This is a genomic window from Acidimicrobium ferrooxidans DSM 10331 (assembly GCF_000023265.1).
GTDB classification, from domain to species: Bacteria; Actinomycetota; Acidimicrobiia; order Acidimicrobiales; family Acidimicrobiaceae; genus Acidimicrobium; species Acidimicrobium ferrooxidans.
Genome location: NC_013124.1, coordinates 207230 through 228706 on the forward strand (window position 1 = coordinate 207230; position 21477 = coordinate 228706).

Below are 21477 nucleotides of genomic sequence, written 5' to 3' on the forward strand. Positions count from 1 at the left end.
CGTGGGCTTCCTCCTTGCACACGGCGCGGCGGCGATCGCCCGTGCGGTGTGGACGACGTTCACCTCCGGCCTCGATCACTTCGCCACCAGCGCGATCGTGGCGCTGCTCGCATGGCTGCTCGGCAATCTCGGGCCTGTTGTTGCCGCTGCCCCGACCGTGCTCCCGACCGCGCCGGCACTCGTCGGTCCGTACGATCACGTGGCCACGGTCGCGGGAGCCTTGCTCCTGCCGGCGTTCATCGTGGCGATCATCGCGCGCGTGCGGGAGCCGGCTCACGGATCGATCGCCGAGGTCCTCGCCCGACCTGCAGCCTGGGTGCTGTCGGTCATCGCGACGCCGCCCGTGGTGGCCACGCTCGAGCGCTGGGTTGGCGTGGTCTCGGCCAGCGCCTACGGAGCGTTCGCCGTGGTGCCGTCCGCTGCTCTGTCGTTGCGGCCGACCGTGGTGGCCGGAGGGTTGCGCTCGAGCGCCGCGGTCGTACTCGCCCTTGTCGCAGCCCTCGCTGCCCTCGCGTGCTATCTCGAGGCTGTGGGACGCGGGGTTGCGGTCGACGTCCTCGTCCTGCTCTGGCCACTCGTCTCGATCGGGCTGGTCCTGCCGGGGGCACGAACCCTGGTGCGCCGAAGCGCCGAGGTCCTCGCCGGTCTCGTCCTGCTCCAACTCGTGCTCGCCCTCACGCTCGGGCTCGGGGCCGCGATTGCGCAGGCGAATGGTTCGCGTACAACGGCCCTACCGGTGATCGGCGCCGCCCTCGTCGTGGCGGCGAGCCTGGCGCCGGCGCTCACCTTCGGCATCGTGCCGATCGCCGAGGTGCGTCTGTTCGAGGTGACCCGGGGCCTTCGACATCTGGCGAGCACGGGCCTCCGACGGGGCATCGAGGTCGGAGGGGGAGTCGTCGCCGAAGCCATGCCACCTGGAGACGCTCGCCCTACGATCCCGCCGTACGAGGGGTATCCCCCGCCCCCGGAGGTGCTCGAGCGCGCGAAGCACGACCCATGGGTGCGGGCGCTCGTCGACCCCCCTCGTCGTCGTCCGTGGCAGCGGAGGCGGGGATGAGCGGCGTCGAGCTCGGCACGCCGGCCCTCGGGTCGCGGGTCTTCGGGGTGCCGGTTGCCAAGGCGCTCGCATGGGGCGCGGTCGCTGTGGTGGTCGCGGCGGCTGCGGCGCGCATCGGCGGGATCTTGGGCGTGGTGGTCGCGGCGGTCGTCGCGACCGGCGTCGCTGGAGCTGCCTCGATCGCCGGGTGGCACCCACTCTGGTGGGTCGTGGTCGCGGTGCGGGAGCGCGCGCGACGCGCTACCGAGCGGGTTGGCCAGCCGCGACGCGCCGTTCGCTTCGATCCCGATGCCGGCAGTGTCCGCATTGCTCGGCTCGTGGCACGCCACGCTGGCGTCCTCGGTCGGGGGCATGATGGAAGTCTCGACGACGCGTGGGGCGAGCTGCTCCGGGTGCTCGGGACGAGCTTGCGTGGCCGCGAACGGTTTCTCGTGCGTTCGGATGTGATCCCGGCGATCGAACGAGAGCAGTTCGCTCTCGAGCCAGACGATCGCTGGCTGGCCGAGCGGACCTGGATGGTCGAGACCCATCTCGGGGTCGCGAGTGACGAGCGCCGTGGGCGTGGACGGCGCGTCCGACTCGTCCGCGCTCTCGAGGCCGCCGAAGCTGCGGCTCGGGGCCAGCTCGCGCTCGAGCCGATCTCGTCCCCGTCTGCCGTCGCATGGAGCGTGCTCCCGCGCACGGGTGACCGTCCGGATGCCGTCCTCGAGCGGACCGACGCACTAGAGATCGACGGCGGCTTCGTGCGCGCCCTCCACGCGGCACGCTTTCCGGTTGGGGCGGTCCACGCGTGGCAGCTGGCAGGGCTGTTCGCCCCCGCAGGACCGCGCCGCGTCGTGACCCTCGTCGCCCAACCGCTCGATCCTCGAAGTGCGCTTCGCCAACTGGGGCGCCATCGTGTCGAGACAGCTGCCGACCAGGAGCTTCGCCGGCGGCATGGCTATCGGCTCGGGATCGGTGAGCTCGGGCGATCGGATCGTCTCGACGAGATCGAGCGGGAGCTCGCGAACGGTCACGCCCTGTGTCGATGGGAGCTGTTCGTGGTCGTGGCCGCGCCGACGCTGGCCGAGCTCGCAGCTGAGACCACCGCCGCCATCGAGCGGGCCGCAGCCTGCAGCGTCGATCTTGCCACCGTGCTCGGACGCCAGCGTGAGGCGGTCGAACTCGCGCTCTTGGGGGTGTCCGGATGGACCTAGGTTGGCAGGACTCGACCCGTGCGCTCTCGGTGCTCGCGTTTGCGCCCACGCCTCCGCCGCAGCCGGCGCCGAGCACCGTCGTCGGGATCGCTGGCAGTGGCGGACTGTTTCGCTTCGACGCCTTCGACCTCTACACCCATGGGTGGCTGACGAATCCCAATGTGCTGATCCTCGGCGACGTCGGCCGCGGCAAGAGTACGCTCGTGAAGCTGCTCCTCGTCCGGTCTGCGATCGCGGCCTCCGGCAGCTTGCTGGTGCTCGATCCGAAGGGCGAATATGGCGCCGTCGCTCGCGCCGTCGGCGCGAGCGTCATGCGCCCGCGCGCGGACCATGGCGGGATCGATCCCCTCGCTGGCTCGCTCGATCAGCGAGAGCGGGCTCGCGCCCTCGGCAGCGTGCTCGAAGCGTTGTGTGAGCGTCCGCTCGACGAGCTCGAGCGGCGTGCGGTGTCGGCCGTGTGCGTGGGACCGCTCGCGGGGCTCGCCGACGCCGCTCGACGCCTCGCGGCGCTTGACGCAGAGGTGTTCGATGCGCGACTTGCCAGTGCCGGTCTCGAACGGGCGGCGCGGCTGGCGCTGTGGCTCTCGCGCGTCGTCGACGGGGATCTCGCGGGGATCTGGGAGACGCGAGGTGGGGGGAGTGCGCTGGCTCCGCGGGTCGTCGTGGATCTCAGCGACGTCGGCGCCGAGCGTTGGGTTCGGATCGCGGTCGCAGCACTCCTCCGCATGCGGTTGGCGCAGCTTGGCAGCGGTGAGGTTGCAGGTGGGCTCGTGGTCGTCGACGAGGCATGGACGCTCGCGAGCGAGACCAGTACGCGAACGCTGCTCGTGCGAGCGCTCAAGCTGGCGCGCGCCTACGGCGTCAGTGTGGTCGCGGTGACACATCGCCTAGCCGACGTCGCCGGTGCGATGGATCTCATCGGCGACGTCGGTACCGTCGTCGCCTTCGGACAGTCGTCGTCTGCAGCCCAGGACCTCGTCACTGAGCTCCATCTCGACGAGCGCGTGCGCGAGCTGGTCGCCGGTCTCGGGCGCGGTGTCGCGCTGTGGCTCCTCGGGGGACACAGCTGGCTGGTCCGGCACGTCGTTCGGGAGGAGGAGGTCGCACTCGTCGACACCGACGCGCGGATGCGGGCTCCAGCACCATGAGCCTCGGTGCACTGATCGGAGGCCTCGCTGCCATCGCGACCCTGGCCGGTGTCGGCAGGCCCCGTACAAGAGAGCATCGCAGTGGCCCGCGACCACTGCCGCGCACCGCGGGGATCGGCATCGTCCGCAGCGACGAGATCGTGGTTCGACTCGGGCGCTGGCGCCGTGTCGGCGTGGGGCGAGGATCGTCGTTGCTCGTGGTCGGCCCGACCCAGAGCGGCAAGACGCGCAGGGTCGTGGCGGAGAACCTGCGACGTCATCCGGGGACCGTCCTCGTCACCTCCGTCAAGGGTGACGTCCTCGATGCGCGTGCGCTCGAGCGGCGTCACGACCTCGGGGACGTGTGGGTCCTCGGTGATACGCCGCGAGCGACGCACGAGTGGCAGCCCTGGTTCGAGGCCATCGACGACACCCATGCACTCGCGATGGCAGATCGACTGCTGGCGATGGTGCCCGAGCGCAGAACCCCGAGCGCCGAGGTTCGGTTCTGGCACGAGCTTGCACGTCCCTACGTGGCCGCGTGGCTGCGCCTTGCGTGGTACGGAGAGCAGGTGCCGGTGGGTGAGTTGCTCGTCCGCGCAGCCGAGGTGGCGGGGGACGAACTTCGTGCGGCCCTTGATGAGACGGTCGCCGATGGCCGTCAGCGTGACTCGCTGCACGTGACCATCCAGGCAGCGCTCGGCGCGGCCCGAGGACCGAGGAGTCGTGGGTGGCCGGTCCGACTCGGCGAGGCCCTCGCCCCGACGGTCGTGGTGGTGGGTTCGCTCGCCGAGCAGGAGCGCCGCTCCGCCTGGTATGCGACGCTCCTCGACACGGCCTTCGAGGCCATCTTGCGCCAGCCGGCCAACACGCTCGTCCTCCTCGACGAGGTGGCCCACCTCGCGCCGGTGCCTCGCCTCGCGCACGTCGCTGCCGTCAGCGTGGGTCTGGGCGCACGGCTGGTGACGATCGCACAGGACTTTGCCCAGTTGGAGGCGGCCTTCGGGGTCGAAGCAGCCTCATTGGTTGCCAACCACCGTGCCCGACTGTTCCTCGACCCCGCCCACGATCCTGGGGTTCGAGCGCACCTCGCGGCCCTCGGGCTGCGAGGTGACGAGGGCGCCATCCTCCTCGGCCCTCGTGGTGCGCGGCGTCCGATCCTTGGGTCGGTGGCTTAGGTTCGGCGAGGCGCTGCCGATAGCTCGCACATGAGCCCTTCCACGATTGCGCAGGCGCTTGACGACGTCGAGGTCGCACTCACCGCTCTCGAGGCGGCACTCGACCGAGACGACGTCGCTGCGCTCGGACCCGCGTCCAACGAGTTGGCTCGTGCGGCGGTGTCGCTCGGGTCACTCGTGGCCGAGGAGGCGCCGGTCGACGCCCTGGATCGAGAACGTTATCGCTCCCTCATGCCGCGCGTCGACGCGGTGGTCGCTGGCTGTGCGTGGCGTGCCATGCTGGTCGCGCAGCTCCTCCGCGACCTCGGAGCGGATCTTGGTATCTACGGTCCGGATGGACTCCTCGAGGTGACCATCCCCGAGCGCTCGAGTCAGCTCGCATGAGCGGCGGTGCCCTCTACATCGCACTCTCCGGCCTCGAGGCGCAGCAGGTCGGGCTGGACGTCGTCGCGCAGAACGTCGCGAACGCCAACACTCCGGGTTACCAGAGCGAGTCGGTGGACCTCGCGAACCAGCAACTCCCAGGCAGCCCGGTCGGCGACGGGGTCACCGTGCAAGGAGTGCTCCAGGCGCAGAACACGTTCGCGCGCTCCCTCGAGCTCGGGTCGCAGGCGGCGTCGTCGTACGCGACGCAGTTGTCGTCCACGCTCACCGCGGCGCAGTCCGGGTCCTTCCAGGAGCCGTCGTCGACCGGCATCTCCGAGCAGCTCAACGGACTCTGGAGTGCCTTTGGCCAGCTGTCCGACACGCCGACACAGCTGGCATCGGCACAGTCGGTCGTCGCTGCGGCGCAGCAGGTCGCCGAGGCGCTCAACCAAGCGGCCTCCAACCTCACGGGTCTGTTCAACGACACCTCCCAGCAGGCTTCGCTGCTCGTGGCACAGGTGAACACGCAACTTGCGCAGGTGGCGTCGCTCAACGGCCAGATCGCGGCGCAGAGCGGCGGTGAGGTCGGAGCGGCGAACTCCCTCATCGATGCGCGCAACCAGGTGCTGTCCCAACTCGCCAACGAGATCGGTGCCACGGTGGTTCCGGCGTCGTCCCAGCAGGTGAACGTCCTGGTCGGGGGAGTGACGCTGGTCCAGGGGACCCAGTCGAACGCGCTCGCCGCAGCGATCGCGGCTCCCGGCTCTCCGCCGACCGCATCTGGGACGGCCCAGATCCTGCTCGCGGGGACGAGTACCCAGGTGCCGGTCACGAGCGGATCGCTCGGTGGCATGCTCGCGTCGTTGAACAACAACCTCCCGCGCTACGGCACCCAGCTCAACGCGACTGCTCAGGCGTTGGCGACCCAGGTCAACGGGCTGCTCGCGTCTGGTCAGACCCAAGGCACCACTGGCCCGATTGCAGGCCCTCCGTTGTTCGTCGCGGCTGGAGGTGGCACGCTCGATGCCGGCTCGATCGCTGTCAACCCCCAGATCGAAGCCTCTCCGTCGCTGCTCGCGGCCTCGACGACGCCCTATGCCGGTGGCAATGGTCAGAACGCCGCCGCGATCGCGAACCTCGGCAGCGCCGCAGACGGCCCGAATGCACTCTGGTCACAGGCGGTGGGTCAGGTCGGACTCGATGTGCAGTCGGCGACGTCGCTCGCGACCTCCGCGGCCCAGCAGGCCCAGAGTGCTCAGACAGCGGAGCAGTCCTCTGTCGGCGTCGACGTCAACGGCCAGCTCGTCAACCTCGTCACCTATCAGCAGGCCTACCAGGCTGCAGCGAAGGTGATCTCGACGGTCCAGCAAGCCCTGTCGTCGTTGCTGTCCTCGGTGTCCTAGGAGGGGCGATGCAACCCATCATGACGTCCATCAGCCTGGCGAACACGCTGTCGTCCTCGCTCGATAGCTACCAAAGCCAGCTCAGCCAGCTCCAGGTGCAGCTGTCCAACGGGCAAGCCATCCAGGCGCCGTCGGACAACCCTGCCGGGACGGTGAACCTGCTTGGGGCCCAGACCCAGCTCGCCGCCTACCAGCAGTACCAGTCCAATCTGTCGTACGGGCAGACGGTGGCCCAGCTCGCGAACTCCTCGCTGACGCAGGCGGTGAGCATCGTCCAGCAGGCTCGAAGCGTCCTGCTCCAAGCAGGTGCTCCCGGGGTCACCTCACAGGTCGCCTCGGGGCTTGCAACGCAGCTTCAGGGACTCGAGACCTCGCTGCTCGGCGTTGCCAACACGACGTATGAGGGCCAGGCCATCTTCGCCGGCACGGCGGACGTCGCAACCGCCTATGTCCAGCCTGGCGGGCCCGGTACTGCGGTGACCTATCAGGGGAATCAGCAGAGCGCGACGGTCGCGGGCGCGCCGGGCGTCGCTCTGGCGACCTCGTTGGCCGACCCATTCGGGGCCTCCAGCCCGACCGGCGGCGTGTTCGCCGCGCTGAACCAGGCGATCTCCGACCTGAGTTCCGGCAACACCTCGGCTGCGACCACCACCGATCTTGCGTCGCTGACTACCGCGCTCCAGAACCTTACGAACCAAGCGGGGGCGGCCGGTGAGGCTGTCACGCAGTTCCAGAACCTCACGCAGCAGGTCACGGCGGCGATTACGCAGGTGCAGAGCCAGGTCTCCTCGCTGCAGGGGCTGAACTATGCCCAAGTCACGACCCAGTACCAAACGCTGCTCAACAACTATCAGGTTGCCTTGTACGCAGCGGCCCAGGTCAAGCAGCCGACACTGGCCTCGTACCTCGCCTAAGGGATCTCGCATGACACGCACAACGGAGGATGCCGCTATGGCCATGACCACCACGCAGCCGGCGATCGCGACGGTGCCGATCACCTTCCCGGTCGGTGTGCCCGGCTTCGAGGAACATCACCGCTTCCACCTCGTCGGACTCGGCCCCGCCTATGGACCGTGGCTCGCGCTCCGATCCGCGATCGAGGGAGGTCCGACCTTCGTCGTCGCCCAGCCCTATGAGCTCGGCGTCGAGCTGACGGTCGAGATCGACGACCTCCATCAGGCCGTGCTCGGCATTGCGGATCCGCAGCAGGTCCTCGTGCTGGTGGTTGCGACGCTGCGCAACCCACACCCGACCGTCAACCTGCGCGCTCCGATCGTCGTGAACGTCGAAGTGCTGCGCGCGGCGCAGATCCCGCAGGATCGGGACGACTACCTGCTCGAGGCGCCGGTGACCGTCCCGCTCTACGACACCGCTCGCCTGCGCCCGTCGGAGGCGAGCGACGAGCCCGGGGCTGATCGCTGAGGCCCCACCGTCAGGATCACGCGTGGCGCTGCCTCGGCGCGACGGGATCTGCCGACGCCCGAGGTTGGCGCCCTCGACCGACACGGTTGGTTGGCTGCCAGGATGGGGAGCTGCGGCCTCTCCGCCCCCGCATCGGCTCATGGCTCGCGAGTCGGTGAGCGGCCACTCTCGTGTCATGACGGTGGTCGGCCACGAGGGAGGCGTCGTTCGACGTCGGTCTCGAGCGACAGGCTCGTTCGCACTCAGTTTCGCGATTGACCGTGCCGTCGTCGTGGTCCGCGCTCGACGTGGCGAAGCACGGTCACAACTGGCCGCCGCGCCGGTCGCAAGGGCGTGTCGAGAGCGTGATGAGTGCGACCTCGATCCCTAGGCCTCGGCTCCCGGGCCTGAATCCTCGAGATGCGCTGGATCTGTGAGTACTCGAGCACTCTCCGCGGCCTCACGGTTCGCCTGTTGGAGCGCCTCGAAGACTTCTTGTCGGTGGACGTCCACGGATTTCGGCGCCTCGATCCCGATCCGCACCTGATCTCGATGCACATCGAGCACTGTGATGACGATGTCGGTGCCGATCACGATGCTCTGGCTCGCCTTGCGTGTCAGGACTAGCACCGCGCCTCCTTGCGCCCGAAGGCACTCGTTCATGCCCCCACCAGGGGGCAGTTCCTCCACGGTCGAGAGGCCTCTTGCAGCTCTTTGCGCTGCTCTGTGCCCACGACGCGCCTCGTTCGCAAGTGTAGCATCACGGTCGGACTCCGATCCGAGTTCCTTCATCGATCGCTGAGGCTTCAAGCGAACGTCGCAACGTGCCGATGCGCCAAGGTACGAGTGATCGGAGGAGCGATGACCGGCGCTTCGCCAGAGGAGCTTGCGGAGTTCCTTGCGGAGTCACAGGAGAACTTGGACCGCTTCGATCGTGACGTACTCGCGCTCGAGTCGGACCCGTCCAACCGTGACGCGGTGGCCTCGGCCTTCCGCGCGATCCACACGCTGAAGGGCACATGCGGCTTCCTCGGCTTCGGCCGTCTCGAGGGGCTCGCGCATGACGGGGAGAGCTTGCTCGCACGGGTGCGCGACGGGGCGGTGCGAGTGGACGCCGCGGTAGCAGACGCGTTGCTGGCTCTCGAGGACGCGGTTCGCAGGAGTCTCGACGCCATCGCCGCCACCGGCGACGAGGACGACGAGCACTGGGAGGAGCTCCGCGCACGCTTGGTTGCGCTCGCGGAGCAGGCCCACGAGGCGCCGCGGTCGGTCGCGGGCGCGAACGCCGTCGTCTTCGCGCCAGCGCCATCGTCGGGCGCGCCTGCCGAGCTCTCGTCGGGACCCGAGTCGCAGGCGTCCGTCGAGGGCGACGTGGCGCGCGGCGCCGAGCCGGATGGGAAGTCTGGCGCTCGGCCGACACTCGGCGAGACCGCGGTGCGCGTGGACGTCGGGCTCCTCGACCGTCTCATGAACCTCGTTGGGGAGCTCGTGCTCGCGCGCAATCGGGTCATGCAGCTCGCCCAATCCGAGGGCAGTGCGGCGCTCGCAGCGAGCACGCAGCAGCTCAGCATCATCGCCTCCGAACTGCAAGAACAGGTCATGAAGACGCGCATGCAGCCGATCGACACCCTGTTCGCGAAGTTGCCTCGAGTCGTCCGCGACCTCGCCAGGGAACTCGGTCGCGAGGTCGAACTCGTCCTCGAAGGGCGCGACACCGAGCTCGACCGCACGATCATCGAGGCGATCCGCGATCCCATGACGCACCTCATCCGCAACGCCATCGACCACGGCATCGAGCCACCCGACGAGCGCCGGTCCCAGGGCAAGGCGGCCCATGGCGTCCTGCGCATCGACGCCTACCACGAGGGCGGGTCGGTGATTATCGACGTGAGCGACGACGGGCGAGGCATCGATCTCGAAGCCGTGCGGGCTCGTGCGCTCGCCCGCGGTCTCGTGCACGCCGACGAGCTCGCACGACTCGGGCCGCGGGAGGTGGCCGAGCTGATCTTCGTGCCCGGGTTCTCCACCGCGACGACCGTCAGTGCGGTGTCCGGCCGTGGCGTCGGCATGGACGTGGTCAAGACCAACGTCGAGAGCGTCGGCGGCAGCATCGACATCGACTCGGATCCGGGCCGAGGTACGCGGATGCGGCTGCGCATCCCGCTGACGCTCGCGATCATCCCGGCGCTCATGGTCGAGACGCACGGGCAGCGCTTCGCGATCCCGCAGGCGGCGCTTGCCGAGCTGGTGCGGCTCGAGCTCGATGGTCGGCACTCGCTGGTCGAGATCGTCGACCACACCCCCGTGCTCCGCCGACGCGACCGTCTGGTTCCGTTGCTCGACCTCGGAGCGATCCTCGGGCTTGCGCCGCCCTTCCCCGAGCGAGGACTCGATGCGGTGAGCGTGGTGATCTTGAGCGCTGGCGCCACGAGCTTCGGGATCGTCGTCGATCGGATCGTCGACACGCAAGAGATCGTGGTCAAGCCGCTCGGACAGTTCGTGAGCCAGCTCCAGTGTTACTCCGGGGCGACCATCCTCGGCGACGGGCGGGTCGCGCTCATCGTGGACGTTGGCGGGATCGCGCAGCTCGGCGGTCTCGCGGTGGAGCGTGCACACGAGACGACGTCCGAGTCGGTAGGGGAAGCCGAGTCCGAGGCTGAGCCCGTGATCGTCCTTGCTGCGGGCGGGACGGAGCGACTCGGGGTTCGTCTCCGCGAGATCGAGCGCCTCGAAGAGTTCGCGCTCGGCGCGGTCGAGTACGTTGAAGGGCACGAGGTCGTTCAGTATCGCGGTGGCGTCATGCGTCTCGTCCGCCTCGCTCACCTGGTCGGGCTGGCGTCCCAGCCTGCGCGCCCCGACCCGATCAACGTGATCGTGGCCGTTGATCCTGCTGGGCAGCTCGTCGGGCTCGTCGTCGACGAGGTGCTCGACATGGCGCTCGCCCCGGTGAGCAGGACGCACGGCGCGATCGTGCTCGACGGCAAGCTCGTCCGGGTCCTCGAACTCGACGCGCTGCTCGAGCGTGCGGGTGAGGTGAGCCATGTCTGAGGTCTCGACGCTCGCGACCTTCCAGGTGGCCCATCTCCGGTTGGCGCTCGATGTCGAGCGCGTTCAGGAGGTTCTGCGCCGCCAGGAGGTCACGCCGGTGCCGCTGGCTCCGAGTTCGGTCGAGGGGCTCATCAATCTTCGAGGCCAGATCGTGACCGCACTCGACCTCGCCGACCCGCTGGGGGTGACCGAGTCCGGGACCCGCGAGACGGCGTTGATCGTCCGTGTGGGCGACGAGCTGCTCGCGCTGCTCGTCGACGACGTCGGCGACGTGATCGAGGTGCCCGACGAGCAGCGTGCACCGATCCCGGAGACGCTCCTCCCACCGCTGTCGGACCTCGCCGCCAACGTCGTCGTCGGCGCTGACGACGTGGTCGTCGTGTTGGACCTCGAGCGACTCCTCGGTGCGTTCCGTTGAGGTCACTGCTCGTCGTCGACGACTCCGGCGTCGTGCGCATGATGGTGCGGCGCTGGCTGCTGGAGGCCTGTCGTGATCTCGAGGTCGTCGAAGCCTCGGGTGGTCGAGCTGCGCTCGAGCTCCTCGAGCAGCGCACCGTCGATCTGATCCTCCTTGATGTCGAGATGCCCGACCTCGACGGCCTGAGCGTGGTGCGCACGCTGCGCGTCCGGGGCGTTCGTACCCCGGTCGTGATGTTCTCGACCCTCACGAGTCGCGGCACCGACGTCGCGGTGGCGGCCCTTCTCGCCGGCGCAAGCGACGTCATCGCCAAGCCGCAGGCATCGAACCAGGGCGCGGGCCGTCAAGCGCTCGTGGAACGTGTCTGTTCGTTGCTGGCGGCCGAGGAGGAGCTCATCGTGGCCGCGGCAACCCAGGGCGTGCCTGCGTCGGCCCGGGTCGTCGAGCCCGCCACGCCGCGCGTGGGCGCGGGTGCCCCACGCATCGCACACCGCGTGCCGTGGCAGGCCCCGGCGATGCGCACGAGCCCAACACCGCGTCGTCAGGAGGTGCCGACCCATCGTGCGGCACCTCCGCTGACCGTCCTGCGCCCCAGACGGCCACAAGCCCCGGGCCTCGTCGTTGTGGCCTCATCGACCGGTGGACCCCAAGCGCTGGCTTCGTTCCTCGCGGGCCTCGGTCGAGTCGCGGTGCCGACGGTGTGCGTGCAGCACATGCCCGCCAGCTTCCTTCCGCTGCTCGCTGCCCGCCTCGCCGAGCAGCTCGGCTCGGACGTCGCCCTGGCCGAGGACGGTGAGGTCGCTCGCGCGGGCACCGTCCGACTCGCGGCTGGAGGCCGTCATCTCATCGTGACGGCGGATCGCCCTGACGGGAGCCTTCGGCTGGGCTACGTCGATCAACCACCGGAGAACTCCTGTCGCCCATCGGCGGACGTGCTGTTTCGCTCGGCCGCCGCGACCGGCGTGCGAGCGATGGCGGTCGTGCTCACGGGCATGGGGGCCGATGGGGCCAAGGGTGCTGCTGCCGTCGCCGAGGCGGGCGGTGTCGTCGCCATCCAGGACGCGGCGAGCGCTGTCGTCTGGGGGATGCCGGGTGCGGTCGATGCCCTCGGCGTGGCCAGCGTGGTTGCGCCGCCAGCCGAGCTCGGCGACCGCGTCCGTCGGCTGGTTGGCATGCCCTGATGGTCGATCCCGGCGTCTTCCAGCGCATTCGTGCGTTCCTGCGCCGCGAGATCGGTGTCGATCTGGGTGCGGATCGGGCCTATCTGGTCGAGACTCGCCTCGGTTCGGCGCGATCGCTCGGCCGTTGGCGCTCGATCGATGCGTTGACGCAGGCCGCGGAGGCCGGCGACCTCGAGGCGCGGCGTCGCTTGGTCGAGGCGCTCGTCACCACCGAGACGTTCTTCTTCCGAGACAGTGCGGCCTTCGACGCACTGCGGACGCGCGTCTTGCCTGAGCTGTTCGAGCAGCGCCGCGGTGGCACCATCGCGATCTGGTGCGCTGCGAGTTCGTCCGGCCAGGAGCCGTACTCGATCGCCATCTTGGTGGCGAGCCGATTTCCGTCACTGCGCTCGCGGGTGCGCATCCTCGCCACCGACGTCTCCGAGGACATGGTCGAGCGCACGCGGCGCGGGGAGTACTCCGCGTTCGAGGTGCAGCGCGGCCTGGAACCGCGGATGCTCGAGCAAGCCTTCGTCCCGATCGCCGGAGGGTTTGCCGTACGCGACGAGATCCGGCGCATGGTCGAGGTCCGTCTCCTCAATCTTGCCCAGCCGTTCCCGTCGATCGGGCCCTTCGACGTCGTCTTCGTCCGCAACGTGCTGATCTACGTGCCGCCAACGGACCGACCCGCCATCTTGGCACGCGTCGCAGAACGGATGCGGCCCGGCGCCTACCTCGTCCTCGGCAACGGTGAGTCGGTCGGCCCTGAGGTGCGCGCGTTCGAGCGCGCGAGTGACCTCCGGGCACCGATCTATCGTCGGGTCGACGGAGTTTGCCGAGCAACGCAGCATCTGCGAGACTCAAGGGCAGCGCCGAGCCGAGGAGGAGGGGGTGCCACGGGGTAGCGTCGTGCCGCTTTCCCAGAGCGCGTACCAGAGCATCAGATCTGCCATCGTGGACCTGACGTTGCCACCGGGATCGTTCTTCCTGGATCGAGACGTCGCGGATCTGGTCGGTGCCTCTCGGACGCCGATTCGTGAAGCGCTCGCGCGTCTCGAGGTCGAGGGTTGGGTCGAGTCGGTGCCGCGCAAGGGCTTTCGCGTGAGCGGCGTGGACCTCGACGAGGTCAGTGAGATGGCCGAGATGGTGGCCGGGATCGAAGCGGCGGGCTGCATCAGCCTTGCCACCGAGCAAGATCGAGTGCGTACCTCGCTGCTCCGTGAGACCAACGCGCAGCTCGGCGTGTTCGCCGAGGAGGGCAACGTCGTGGCCTTCCTCCTCCACGACGACCGATTCCACCGACTCACCGCGGCGGGTGGGCTCGGTCATCGGCTCACCGGTTCGATCTACTCGCTCTTGATCGATCAACTCCATCGCGCGCGCCGACTGCGCCCCGCGTCTCCCGGTGACCTCCTGCGTCACGTCGAGGAGCATCGCCTGCTCATCATGTCGCTCGAGCTCGGTGATGCCGAGGCCGCGGCGCTGATCTGTCGGGGCCATCGTCGCCGCATGGTCGAGCGACTGCGCACGACGATCGAGAGCCTCGGACGTGAGGTGGTCGAGACGACCTCGATGCTGGTAGACGCCGCGGGTGACGAGACCTCGTCGAGCGCGAGCGATGAGGAGGCCGCGGTCGGTGACGCGGCGCGATCGGACGCCAAGGAACCCGAGGAAATCATCGGCCAGATGAGCGCTGAGGCCGCCGAGCGTTCGCAGCGTCGTCGGGTGAGGCTCGGGCGGCGACGCCGCAGTGAGGGAGGCTGAGGACCAGGAGGCGTCAAGCGTAGGCCGCGCCGTGCCGATACCACGATGGAAGAACGAGTGGCGCAAGGAGGCACGGTGAAGATTCTGGTTGCGGACGACTCGCGGGCGATGCGCATGATCGTCATTCGACAGCTGCGTCACGCGGGGCTCGACGACGCCGAGTTCCTCCAGGCAGAGAACGGCTTCGACGCGCTCGAGCTGGTGCGGCGCGAGCAGCCCGATCTCATCTTGTCGGACTGGAACATGCCGGAGATGAACGGGCTCGAGTTCCTCCAGGCGCTTCGCTCCGAGGGCAGCGACACCCCGTTCGGCTTCGTCACGAGCGAGGGAACCCCGGACATGATCCGGATGGCTCGTTCGGCTGGGGCGACGTTCCTGATCGCCAAGCCGTTCACGCCCGAGGGATTCCGCGAGACGCTCGAGGGTGCGGGGGTCTTCGCGTGAGCGGTGTCCTCGACCTGTGGTCGACGGCACTCGCCGACGGCGTCGCCTCGATGCGTGAAGGCATCTTCGCGCTGTTCGATGGCGTGGTCGAGCAGGTTCCCGGAGCGAGCGTCGAGGGCCTGCCAGGTGCGTGGGTCTCCTACGTGGGGGAGCGCCTCGCCGTGGAGTTTGCCCTCGTCGCGCCAGACGTGACCTTGGTGGCGCTCACGGCGGCCCTGACAGGCCTCGCAGAGCCCTCGGAACTGGCCGTCAGCGACGCTGTGATCGAGATCGCGAACATGCTCGGCGGCGTCGCCAAGCGTCGCCTCGTCGCCGCTGATCCGACGTTGCGCACCGGCATGCCGAAGTTCCTCTACGCCGGTGCGGTCGTGCCACGCCAGACCGATTCGCTCGTCCTCGAGGCCGGCACCGTGGCCGGTCCGGTGCTCCTTGGCGCCATGGTGAGCCGCGCAGCGGATCGCGAGCTTGCGGAGCTCCACCCATGACCGTCGCTGGCTACGACGTACCGTTGCTCCCACGCCTCGACGACCTCGAGCGGTTGTTCATCACCTTGCTCGGTCGAGAGGTGCGGATCAACCGACTGCGCCAGGGCGTGACGATCGCCGAGCCCGATCGCATCGGCACCTATGTGGACCGTAGCGGCGCCCTCCGGTGCGTCGTGGCCGTCGATCGCACGCTCGGTGCTGGCCTCGGCGGAGCGCTCGCGCTCATCCCTCCCGGGGCGGTTGAGGAGGACCTCGCCGAGTCCGACGAGCTGCCCGAGCACCTCGCGGACAACCTCCATGAGGTGCTCAACATTCTCGCGAGCGCCTTCAACGAGACGCGCGAGCGGGCGCTGCACGTGCGCCTTAGCGACGTCGTCACCGCCAGCGAGGGCTCGGAGGCAGTTCACGCACTCCTCGCAGGAGGCACGGGTCGCGTCGACTGCGACGTCATCGTTCCTGGCTATCCCGGCGGCCAACTCGCGATTCGGATCCAGTGATGCTCGTTCGCGTCTGTGACCACGAGCGTGTGGGGGCCGACGGTGCGGCGTGGGTGCTCGTTCCTGGCGAGTCCGTCCCTCCCGACCAGATCGCTGCTGCGCCTGCCGTGGTCATCGTGGTCGAGGATGCGCTGGTCGATGCGCGGAGCGCGCGGCGTCTCGTCGAACTCGCGAGCCAGGGGGTCGTCGCGGTACCTCGCTCGCCGAGTGTCGTCGGCAGAGGACATGTCCTGCTCACGACCGGTGACGACGTCGGGACCGTCGAGGGTCGTGAGGCGCTCGCCGAACGAGTCTCGAAGCACTTTGCGGGCCTCACCGAGGACCTCGAGCTGGTGCCCACGCTCGCCGTGGCCGTGCCCGGCGCTTGGGCAGCGAGAGCGCTGGACGAACGTTGGACGACGGTCCATGAGCTCTTCGCGCGGCTCGTCGACTCACGGCCAGCCGAACTTGCGTTCGATGCCGTCGCGGTGGCGCGGCGTCCCGTTGAGGGGCTCGTGCCGGCTGCACCGCGGCGACGCCCCCTGGTGTCGGCCTGCATGATCGTGCGTGATGAGGCCGTGTGGCTCGCTGACGCCATCGATTCGTTGGCTGGCTTCGCGGACGAGGTTGTCGTCTACGACACCGGTTCGACCGACGCGACGGTCGATGTGGCTCGGCGTCACGGGGCTCGTGTGATCGAGGGCACGTGGGATGACGACTTCGGAGCGGCGCGCAACCGGAGCGCGGCGGACGCGCGCGGCGAGTGGATCGTTTGGCTGGACGCCGACGAGCGCCTCGGTGGCGATCTCGCCACGGCCCGGGCACGTCTCGCAGACCCGCTAGCGCAGTGGGAGGGCTACAGCGTCCGGATCCGCAACCTCACGGGTGTGGGGCTGACATGGGCGGATCACTTTGCGATGCGGCTCTTTCGCCGTGCGGCGGGCGCCTGGCGCGGAGCCTTGCACGAGACGGTCTGGTCGCGTGATCACGCTCGGCCGCTCAACGCGCACCCGGCGAGCGAGCTGCATCTCGTTCATCTCGGCTACTTGGACGTGGTGATGCGCCAACGGGGCAAGGGGGAGCGGAACCTTCGGGTTGCATCGCACAACGAGTCTGCGTCCGAACCGCTCGAGGCGCTCGTGCACGAGATCCGCTCACGGTTGCTCGCCGGTGAGCACGCCACGGTCGTTGCGCTGGTGGAGGACCGGGTCCTGCCGGCTCCTCCTGGGCCGTTGCGCAAGCTCGGACTGCTCGCTGGCTTCGAGAGCGCCCTCGCGCTGGGGAGCTTCGACGTCGCCCGTACCTTCGTCGACGCATTGGCCACGCAGCCCGATGTCCCAGCCGCCTTCGCGCTCGAGGCGAGCGCTCGGTTGGCCGCCACGACCGGCGACCTCGAGGGGGCCCTTCGCGATCTCGCCGGCATCGACACGCGCGTCGAGGATGTCGACGGTCTCGTGGTCGATCCCGAGCGCCTTGCCGGCCTCACCGCTCGCTGTCTCGCCGGGCTCGGCCGCTTCGATGAGGCGAGCGACGTCGTCGTCGCGGCGCTCGCGCGTGGCACGGTCGACGTCGATCTTCGCGAAGTCGTCGCCTGGTTCGACCACGCCAACCGACCACTCGCCGATCTTGAGTCCGCGATCCATCCCGAGCAGCGTCAGCTCATCGCGGCCTCGGTACTCCCCGCTGCGGAGCTTGCCGAGCGTCTCTTCTGGGCGTTCGTCGAGGCGAACCCCGCTTGCACCGTCTGGCTTGCCGCGGGCGAGCTGGCAGCGCGACGCGTCGGCGGCCCGGTCCACGAGCGGTGGCGTCGACTGCTCGCCGACGCCGGCCTCGTACCGAGTGCCTAGTAGGGGTGCACTGGACTGTAACGCACTGGACTGTCACGCGCGGGCGCTGCAAGAGCCATCGGCTCCAGGCGGGAAGAGAGTGGCGCCTCCGGGACGGCCGGCGCTGGTGTGCGGCGTCCTCTCTCCGGTGGCTGGAGCAGAGATCGCACCCCGGTAGCTCCGAGTGGCGCCAGCCACTGCCTCGCGCGTCGTCGTCCCCGACGCAGGCGAGGGCTCCGGTGCCGGTCCTCTCGCTGCGCGGACGGCCGTGGGGCGTGGTGGCGCGTGCGGAAGGCCCCGGAGCGAGCCCTAGTCGTCATCCACGTGGATAGGAGCGCTGCTCGTGTCGGTTTCGCGAGCCGTGCGGGGCCGTACATCTTGGTCGGTGCGACGACGTGAGCTCCTCGCCGGGGATGATTCCAGAATCTGACCCATCCCGTGCTCCGCTGGTGGGTGTCGATCGGGAGAGGGCAGAGCAGTTCAAGCACGCGGAGGAGCGTGACTGACGCGAAGGAAGCCTTCTCGGCCCTCAGGCGGTGGTGGCGTCGCTCAAGGGGAGTGTGACGTCATCGAATGCGAGTTCATGGCCCTGACGCAGGAGGCGCACCGTACCGACTCCGACGCGCTCGAGGGTGCCGTCGCCTCGAACGACGAGGCCCGTCTCTTCATCGATCTCGGCAACCGTGACGTTGGGTGGAGCAAGACGAACCGTGCGGCTTCGTAGGTCGCGTGGCCAGGTGTCGGCGTGCGGGATGACGGCGAGACCGGGGATCATCCCGAGCCCCACCGTGAGCGCGCCACCACGTGGGTCGACCATGGGATCGCCGATGACCATCGCCCCAGCCGACGAGGCGAGGACGGTCGCCCCCTGATCGAGTGTGGCGCGCAGTGCATCGAGGATCGGGGTCGCGCGCAGCACGCCTCGCAGGTGAAACGGTGAGCCCCCGATGAGGTAGAGGCACCGCGCGGTGCGAACCATGTCGGCGAGCACCGGATCGAAGGCCTGAGCGCGCTCGTACAGCGGTAGCTCGACGACGCGAACCCCTGCTGCCCCGAGTACGGATTGGGCTCGTTCGACGGCGCGTTCGGGTCGCTCGAAGGCGGCCGCTGTCGGGACGAGCAGCAGTTCGCCCCCTGCCTCGGTGGCGAACGTCGCTTCGAAGCTCGCGCGCGAACCGAACTCGCCACCCCCGACCAACACGATGGTTCCCAGCCCCACGTCGAGGATCCTAGGCCGCGACCGTGGCGAGCGCGCCGGCCACGTCCCCGATAGGATCGCGCCATGGAGGGCAGTGATCCACCCTTGTCGATGCCCGATCCCGTCAGGCGGCTCGGCGTCGTCGGTACGGGGACGATGGCGACCGGCATCATCGAGGTCGCCGCGCGAAAGGCCATCGACGTCGTCGTCTGGGCCCGCTCCGACCAGAGCGCGTCAGCGGTCCGGGAGCGCTTGCAAGCCCGGCTCGCGCGCGAGGTCGCTCGTGGCGTCATCGCTGAGCAGGCCGCCCATGAGGTCGGGGAGCGTGTCAGCATCACGCGTGCGGTGGATGACCTGGGTGGGTGCGAGGTCATCGTGGAGTCGATCGTCGAGGCGCTCGAGCCCAAGCGGGTTCTGTTCGCGCAGCTCGGCTCGGTGACCGGTCCCGAGACGGTGCTCGCCTCCAATACGTCCACCCTCGGCATCGGGCAGCTCGCCCAGGTCACCGAGCATCCCGAGCGTGTGTGTGGACTCCACTTCTTCAACCCCGTGACGCGCATGGAGCTCGTGGAGGTGGTCCGGGGTCTCGAGACGTCGCCCGCGACCATCGCTCGTGCGACTGCGTTCGCGGTGCAGCTCGCCAAGACGCCTATCGAGGTCGAGGACGAAGCCGGCTTCGTCGTCAACGCCTTGCTGTTCCCCTCGATCAACGCCGCAGTCCGCCTGGTGGAGCGTGGTGTCGCGAGTGCCGAAGACGTCGACCGCGCGATGGTGCTCGGCGCGAACCACCCTCTCGGACCGCTGGCCCTCGCCGATCTCGTGGGGCTCGACGTCACCGTCGCGATCCTCGATCGGCTCTGGGCGGCGACTGGAGACCCGGCGCTCGTGCCCGCGCCGACCCTTCGGAGGCTCGTCGCGGCGGGCCGGCTCGGTCGCAAGAGCGGGTGGGGTTTCTACCGTTACGACGGAGGGGATCGGTGATCCGCCTTCCCGAGCCCGACCGACCCTGGGTCATGCGGACCTATGCGGGTCACTCGAGCGCCCGGGCCACAAACGCGCTGATGCATCGCAACCTCGCACGCGGTCAGACCGGCCTCTCCATCGCGTTCGACCTGCCCACGCAACTCGGCTACGACCCTGACGACGCCCTTGCTGAGGGCGAGGTTGGCAGGGTCGGCGTGCCGATCGCCCACCGCGGCGACGTCGCCGAACTCTTCGACGGTCTCCGGCTCGACGCCATGAACACGTCGATGACCATCAACGCAACCGCCCCCTGGCTCTTCGCCCTCTACCTCGACCGGGCGAGCGAGGAGGGGAGTGCGTGGGGGGCGCTGGCGGGTACGACGCAGAACGACCTGGTCAAGGAGTTCCTCTCTCGGGGCACCTACCTGCTCGACCCTGCCAACTCGAAGCGAGTCAGCGTCGATCTGATCACGTTCGCTGTCGAGCACGTGCCGCGCTGGAACCCCATCAACGTCTGTTCGTACCACCTCCAGGAGGCTGGCGCGACGCCGGTCCAAGAGGTCGCGATCGCCCTCGCGACGGCGATCGACGTGCTCGATGCCGTTCGAGCTCGCGGCGTCGGTGACGACGTGCTCGCACGAGCCGTGGGTCGCATGTCGTTCTTCTTGAACGCAGGCATTCGCTTCATCGAGGAAGTCGCCAAGGTCCGGGCATTCTCCCGCCTCTGGGAAGGCATCGTTCGTGAGCGCTATGGCATCACCGACCCACGTCTCGCGCGCTTTCGCTATGGGGTCCAGGTCAACTCGCTTGGCCTCACGGAGCTCCAGCCCGAGAACAACGTCTACCGGATCATCCTCGAAGCGCTCGGGGTGACGCTCTCGCGCGATGCGCGGGCGCGGGCGTTGCAACTGCCGGCGTGGAACGAGGCGATTGGCCTGCCGCGCCCGGTCGATCAGCAGTGGTCGTTGCGGGCGCAGCAGATCCTCGCCTACGAGACCGACCTCCTCGCCTACCCGGACATCTTCGAGGGATCGTACGTCATGGAGCAGCTCACCACCGAGCTCGCCGATGCAGCCGGCGCCGAGCTCGAGCGCATCGTCGCCGACGGGGGTGCGTTCGCCTGTGTCGACACGTTGAAGGCGGAGCTCGTCGCGTCTCAGGCCGAGCGCCTCCGAGCCATCGAGGCCGGCGATCAGGTCGTGGTCGGCGTCAATCGGTTCGTCGAGTCCGAGCCGTCGCCGCTGCGTCGAGGCGACGACGTCGTCCACCAGGAGGTCGACCTTGCCGCCATCGAGGCGCTCATCGCGCGGCTGCGCGAGCATCGACGCCAGCGTGAGGGACGTCGTGTCGTCGAGGCGCGCCGGGCCCTCGAGGAAGCGGCTCGGAGTGGAACGAACGTCATGGGACCCACGTTGGAGCTCGTCCGTGCCGGCGGGACCACCGGTGAGTGGGCGGCGACGCTCCGCGACACCTTCGGGTCCTATCGCGCCCCGACCGGTGTGGGTGCGGTTGCCGAACGCCTCGGCCGGCGGGGTCGGTCGGTGTCCATCGTCGCCTCGCCGCCGCCGCGCCTCCTCGTCGCCAAGCCGGGACTCGATGGCCACTCGAACGGCGCGGAGCAGATCGCGGTTGCGGCACGCGATGCGGGTTTCGAGGTCGTCTACCAGGGCATTCGCCAGCAACCTGCCGACATTGCGGCGGTAGCGCGCGACGAGGACGTCGACCTCGTCGGCCTGTCCATCCTCTCGGGCTCGCACCGCACGCTCGTACCGCAGGTCCTCGAGGCACTTCGGGCAGCTGGCGTGACGGTTCCGGTCGTGGTTGGCGGGATCATACCGCCACCCGACGCGGCCTGGCTCGAAGAGCACGGTGTGGCTCGCGTCTTCACACCACGCGACTGGCGTCTCGACGAGATCGTGCGCGAGCTCGTCGTCCTCGCGCGTGGTGCTCGCTCGTGAGCGGCGTCG

General features: G+C 69.2%; 21 protein-coding genes. 19 read left to right on the forward strand and 2 right to left on the reverse strand.

Going from position 1 to position 21477, the window contains the following annotated elements:
* Window position 1 precedes the first annotated feature (1 nt).
* The 8 genes from AFER_RS01035 to fliW are packed head-to-tail and all read left to right on the forward strand — an operon-like array spanning window position 2 to window position 7749.
* Window positions 2–1057 (forward strand): hypothetical protein, encoded by a 1056-nt coding sequence (locus tag AFER_RS01035; protein ID WP_015797677.1) that lies wholly within the window; start codon window positions 2–4, stop codon window positions 1055–1057.
* Window positions 1054–2253 carry a hypothetical protein gene (locus tag AFER_RS01040; protein ID WP_015797678.1) on the forward strand — a complete coding sequence of 400 codons (1200 nt, stop codon included), beginning with the start codon at window positions 1054–1056 and terminating at the stop codon, window positions 2251–2253. The genes AFER_RS01035 and AFER_RS01040 overlap by 4 nt, the downstream gene beginning before the upstream one ends.
* Window positions 2244–3401 (forward strand): helicase HerA domain-containing protein, encoded by a 1158-nt coding sequence (locus AFER_RS01045; RefSeq protein WP_015797679.1) that lies wholly within the window; start codon window positions 2244–2246, stop codon window positions 3399–3401. The genes AFER_RS01040 and AFER_RS01045 overlap by 10 nt, the downstream gene beginning before the upstream one ends.
* Window positions 3398–4558 (forward strand): type IV secretory system conjugative DNA transfer family protein, encoded by a 1161-nt coding sequence (locus tag AFER_RS01050; protein WP_015797680.1) that lies wholly within the window; start codon window positions 3398–3400, stop codon window positions 4556–4558. Before AFER_RS01045 ends, AFER_RS01050 begins: the two co-directional genes overlap by 4 nt.
* Before the next feature lie 30 nt (window positions 4559–4588).
* Window positions 4589–4942, forward strand: coding sequence for a hypothetical protein (locus AFER_RS01055; RefSeq protein WP_015797681.1), 354 nt, complete (start codon window positions 4589–4591; stop codon window positions 4940–4942).
* Window positions 4939–6327: a flagellar hook-associated protein FlgK gene (flgK, locus tag AFER_RS10695; RefSeq protein ID WP_015797682.1), complete on the forward strand. Its 1389-nt coding sequence runs from the start codon at window positions 4939–4941 to the stop codon at window positions 6325–6327. The genes AFER_RS01055 and flgK overlap by 4 nt, the downstream gene beginning before the upstream one ends.
* An 8-nt stretch (window positions 6328–6335) precedes the next feature.
* Entirely contained in the window at window positions 6336–7241 is a 906-nt protein-coding gene (locus AFER_RS01070) for a flagellin N-terminal helical domain-containing protein (RefSeq protein ID WP_015797683.1), read from the forward strand.
* 10 nt (window positions 7242–7251) lie between these two features.
* Window positions 7252–7749, forward strand: coding sequence for a flagellar assembly protein FliW (fliW, locus tag AFER_RS01075; protein WP_171788927.1), 498 nt, complete (start codon window positions 7252–7254; stop codon window positions 7747–7749).
* Between the two features lie 366 nt (window positions 7750–8115).
* Here fliW and csrA read toward each other — a convergent pair whose 3' ends face one another.
* A complete protein-coding gene (csrA, locus tag AFER_RS01085) occupies window positions 8116–8358 on the reverse strand; it encodes a carbon storage regulator CsrA (RefSeq protein WP_015797685.1) in 243 nt (80 codons plus the stop codon).
* 231 nt (window positions 8359–8589) lie between these two features.
* Between csrA and AFER_RS01090 the strand changes: the two genes are divergently transcribed.
* From AFER_RS01090 to AFER_RS01130, 9 genes are all read left to right on the forward strand, one after another.
* Window positions 8590–10776 (forward strand): chemotaxis protein CheA, encoded by a 2187-nt coding sequence (locus AFER_RS01090; RefSeq protein WP_015797686.1) that lies wholly within the window; start codon window positions 8590–8592, stop codon window positions 10774–10776.
* Entirely contained in the window at window positions 10769–11194 is a 426-nt protein-coding gene (locus AFER_RS01095) for a chemotaxis protein CheW (protein ID WP_015797687.1), read from the forward strand. The genes AFER_RS01090 and AFER_RS01095 overlap by 8 nt, the downstream gene beginning before the upstream one ends.
* Entirely contained in the window at window positions 11191–12375 is a 1185-nt protein-coding gene (locus AFER_RS01100) for a chemotaxis protein CheB (protein WP_015797688.1), read from the forward strand. The genes AFER_RS01095 and AFER_RS01100 overlap by 4 nt, the downstream gene beginning before the upstream one ends.
* The gene (locus tag AFER_RS01105) at window positions 12375–13259 is read left to right on the forward strand and encodes a CheR family methyltransferase (protein WP_015797689.1); all 885 of its coding nucleotides are present in this window, start codon (window positions 12375–12377) and stop codon (window positions 13257–13259) included. The genes AFER_RS01100 and AFER_RS01105 overlap by 1 nt, the downstream gene beginning before the upstream one ends.
* A complete protein-coding gene (locus AFER_RS01110; RefSeq protein WP_015797690.1) occupies window positions 13246–14118 on the forward strand; it encodes a GntR family transcriptional regulator in 873 nt (290 codons plus the stop codon). Before AFER_RS01105 ends, AFER_RS01110 begins: the two co-directional genes overlap by 14 nt.
* A 75-nt stretch (window positions 14119–14193) precedes the next feature.
* Complete coding sequence (locus AFER_RS01115) at window positions 14194–14562, forward strand: response regulator (RefSeq protein WP_015797691.1); 369 nt, start codon at window positions 14194–14196, stop codon at window positions 14560–14562.
* Window positions 14559–15047 carry a hypothetical protein gene (locus AFER_RS01120; protein WP_015797692.1) on the forward strand — a complete coding sequence of 163 codons (489 nt, stop codon included), beginning with the start codon at window positions 14559–14561 and terminating at the stop codon, window positions 15045–15047. The genes AFER_RS01115 and AFER_RS01120 overlap by 4 nt, the downstream gene beginning before the upstream one ends.
* Complete coding sequence (locus tag AFER_RS01125; protein ID WP_015797693.1) at window positions 15044–15544, forward strand: hypothetical protein; 501 nt, start codon at window positions 15044–15046, stop codon at window positions 15542–15544. Before AFER_RS01120 ends, AFER_RS01125 begins: the two co-directional genes overlap by 4 nt.
* Window positions 15544–17370, forward strand: a complete 1827-nt coding sequence (locus tag AFER_RS01130) for a glycosyltransferase family 2 protein (RefSeq protein WP_015797694.1) — start codon at window positions 15544–15546, stop codon at window positions 17368–17370. Before AFER_RS01125 ends, AFER_RS01130 begins: the two co-directional genes overlap by 1 nt.
* Window positions 17371–17878: 508 nt before the next feature.
* Here the strand turns inward: AFER_RS01130 and AFER_RS01135 are convergent.
* The gene (locus AFER_RS01135) at window positions 17879–18568 is read right to left on the reverse strand and encodes a Type 1 glutamine amidotransferase-like domain-containing protein (protein WP_015797695.1); all 690 of its coding nucleotides are present in this window, start codon (window positions 18566–18568) and stop codon (window positions 17879–17881) included.
* 63 nt (window positions 18569–18631) lie between these two features.
* Here AFER_RS01135 and AFER_RS01140 point away from each other — a divergent pair, with 63 nt between their 5' ends.
* Both AFER_RS01140 and AFER_RS01145 read left to right on the forward strand, forming a co-directional pair.
* Window positions 18632–19528 (forward strand): 3-hydroxyacyl-CoA dehydrogenase family protein, encoded by an 897-nt coding sequence (locus tag AFER_RS01140; RefSeq protein ID WP_049755189.1) that lies wholly within the window; start codon window positions 18632–18634, stop codon window positions 19526–19528.
* Complete coding sequence (locus AFER_RS01145; protein ID WP_015797697.1) at window positions 19525–21468, forward strand: methylmalonyl-CoA mutase family protein; 1944 nt, start codon at window positions 19525–19527, stop codon at window positions 21466–21468. The genes AFER_RS01140 and AFER_RS01145 overlap by 4 nt, the downstream gene beginning before the upstream one ends.
* Window positions 21469–21477 lie beyond the last annotated feature (9 nt).